This window comes from Salibacterium qingdaonense (assembly GCF_900114715.1).
In the GTDB taxonomy this organism is placed as follows: Bacteria; Bacillota; Bacilli; order Bacillales; family Marinococcaceae; genus Salibacterium; species Salibacterium qingdaonense.
The window spans coordinates 1-2,707 of record NZ_FOTY01000063.1; the positions used below are offsets into that span (position 1 = coordinate 1).

2 protein-coding genes are annotated in these 2,707 nt (G+C 43.9%); both read right to left on the reverse strand.

Going from position 1 to position 2,707, the window contains the following annotated elements:
• Window positions 1–249 precede the first annotated feature (249 nt).
• Window positions 250–1,020, reverse strand: coding sequence for an IS21-like element helper ATPase IstB (gene istB / locus BM058_RS17905; RefSeq protein WP_090929160.1), 771 nt, complete (start codon window positions 1,018–1,020; stop codon window positions 250–252).
• Window positions 1,017–2,597, reverse strand: coding sequence for an IS21 family transposase (gene istA / locus BM058_RS17910; protein WP_218151920.1), 1,581 nt, complete (start codon window positions 2,595–2,597; stop codon window positions 1,017–1,019). Before istA ends, istB begins: the two co-directional genes overlap by 4 nt.
• Window positions 2,598–2,707 lie beyond the last annotated feature (110 nt).

Sequence of the window (2,707 nt, forward strand, 5' to 3'; positions counted from 1 at the left end):
ATAAACTTTGTTTAATGAAATGGATTCAACGATTCATTGAAGCTTGGATAGCTACTACACTATTTGGCTTCTATTTCATTGTCAAAGAACAGTGATGCGCGTTTTCGATGTTTCGAATGAAGAATAAGGTGAATTCCCCCTTTTTTTATTCATCTGCCATGATGCTTGGTTCGGCCCCTTATTAGTTCTGTGACATCTAAACGCTTCTCCCCTCCCTTTTCCGTGTGGCGTGGATAGAATTCATTTTTACTATTGGGCATTTAACCATTCTTCTGTTTCTTTCATGCGGTAAGAACTTCCGTTCATATTGACAATATGAGCTTGATGGGTCAGCCGATCAATCATAGCCGCAGTCATAACTTCATCCTGAAAAATTTCTCCCCATCGTTCAAACGATAAATTAGAGGTGATAATTGTCGATTTTCTTCCTGCTCGAAGAGATAGATGCGTGAACAGCTGTTCAGCCCCTTCTTTATCAAACGAGATATATCCCATTTCATCCGCGATAACGAGGTCATATTTTTCAAATCGGCTCTGAAAATTCCGCAGCGTATTTTCGGCTCTCGTCTCCTTGATGCGATTCACGAGAATAGGGACGGTTGTAAACCACACTTTATATCCTTCCAGGCATGCCTTCATCCCTAATCCGATCGCAATATGACTTTTTCCGGTTCCCGGATTGCCAGAAAAAATCGCGTTGCGCCCTTCACGAATAAAATCCAGGGATTTAAGATTCGACAATTTCTTCTGGGCATCATTCGGCAGGTCCTCGACCGAAAGGTCTTCTAAATACTTTTTTTGCGGGAACTCAGCACGGCGGATCCGATGATATCGTGCTGATTCCCGCCGCGCATCACATTCTTTTTGCAGGAGCTGTGCTAGAAAAGCTTCATAACTGCTATCCTCCAGATTAGCTTCTGAAGCATGTTCAGCTGCCAGCTTCCGGATCATCGGTAATTTTAACTCTTTAGCATAGGCGATAACTTCCTGCTGCCACTCTGTTTGGGATTTAATTGTCATGAAGAAACACCCCCTTTTGATGCTGTTTGATGTAGCAGTTGATCGTATCTTTTCATTTGGTGACGGGCCTGGAAAGTAATCGCTTCTGTATCGTCCGATACGGCAATGGGCTGAGAAATATTCTCCTGGTTTTTCTTAGCGTTCAACACCTTGATTTTGTCTGTTGTCACATGCTTTGGGTGAATCGCATGCAGTTGGTCGATGCTCTCCAGCACGTTATCAAGAGTCTCGTCTTGCAAATAGTGGCACAAGGCTATAAAATCTTTCTCTTTTCCGTTATAATAGGTCCAGTAGATTGTTTTAAGTTTTTGATTGGCCTGATGCAGGGCTAGGCTGCCCGCTAATGCACCAGGCTTTTTTTGTAATGTATCCAGCACGTGAGGCAATTGGAGATTCCACCGGTGCTGTCCGCTCAACCGCTCATGTTCAGCTACGACCTCCTCGTTATAAAAACAATGAATCCGTTCGGCATAGACTTTAACCATGATTATTTCCCCTACAAGATGATCCGGCACCGAGTAACGGTTTTGATCGACAATCACGGTGGCATATTTGTCCGCCCGGAGGTAATGAACGAGGGCAGCGTCCCACTTAGGAGGTGCTGGAAAAAGAACAGGATGTTCTTCCTCTAAACGCTCGAAGGGCGTTTGCCCCTCATAAATCGCAAACTTTCTTTGATTAAGGTTCTCGTCACATACCGATTGAAGATAAAGGTTCGCTTCTTCTAAACTCTCAAACGTATCCCGCATGGCAAAAGCTTTTCGTCGAACCATATCTACGCTTCGTTCGACATGACCTTTCTCATTTCCGCGGCGTACGTTACAAAATCGATGGTGGAAACCGTAGTACAACATCAGTTCCATCAACCCCTGAGTCGGCTCTTTCTCCTTTCCGACAAATCGTTTCACAGCCACCTTCATATTGTCATAAACCACGGTGGCATAGACACCCCCTATATGATTAAAAAACCGCGCATGAGCTTCCTGAAAACACTCCGTTGTTTGTTTAGGAAACAGGCAGGCCCACCGATAGTTGCCATATGCTGATGTGAACACAGCCATTTGAAAAACCTGCAGCCGAGCATCTATCGTTACTTTCACCTCGCCCCAGTCAAACTCACAGATATCGCCGGGTTGGTACATTTCTTTAACGAAGGCTTCTTGAGGACGATGTTCCAGTCGACGCACCGTTCGACGTACCGTACTATAACTAATATCCATCCTTTCGCCCATAAGGGCTTCATACATATCCATCATGGTTTTTTGCTGCTTCCTCTGTCCTTGATGTCGTTTCGTTTGATTTTCTTTCAGAAATCCTTTTATTCGCTCTTCTACCGTCGATGTTACTTTTCGTTTAGAACGTGATCCTGTTTGATACGTTGGTTTTTCTGTCAGGGATTCAATCAGTGCTTGAACATCAATCTCCTTCCCACCTTCGATGAGGAGGTGGCGTTTGTGGTCGTAATCATTAACATATTTTCGGACAGTGTCTCGATTAATACCAACATCCCGGGCAATTTGGCGACAAGACTTTCCATCGTGAACATACTGGATGAGAGCGTGATACTTTTGGTTCATTGTAATCAAATCTCCTGCCTCCCACTTGTACGAAGTTACAAGCGAGATTATCAATATAGTGGCTGAATTTTCAATGAACATGGTGGCTGATTTTTAAGTTAACAAATACA

What these genes read in the sequence shown, in the direction of transcription:
- istB (WP_090929160.1), bottom strand. Translation starts at nt 1,020, where the DNA reads ATGACAATTAAATCCCAAACAGAGTGGCAGCAGGAAGTTATCGCCTAT.
- istA (WP_218151920.1), bottom strand. Translation starts at nt 2,597, where the DNA reads ATGAACCAAAAGTATCACGCTCTCATCCAGTATGTTCACGATGGAAAG.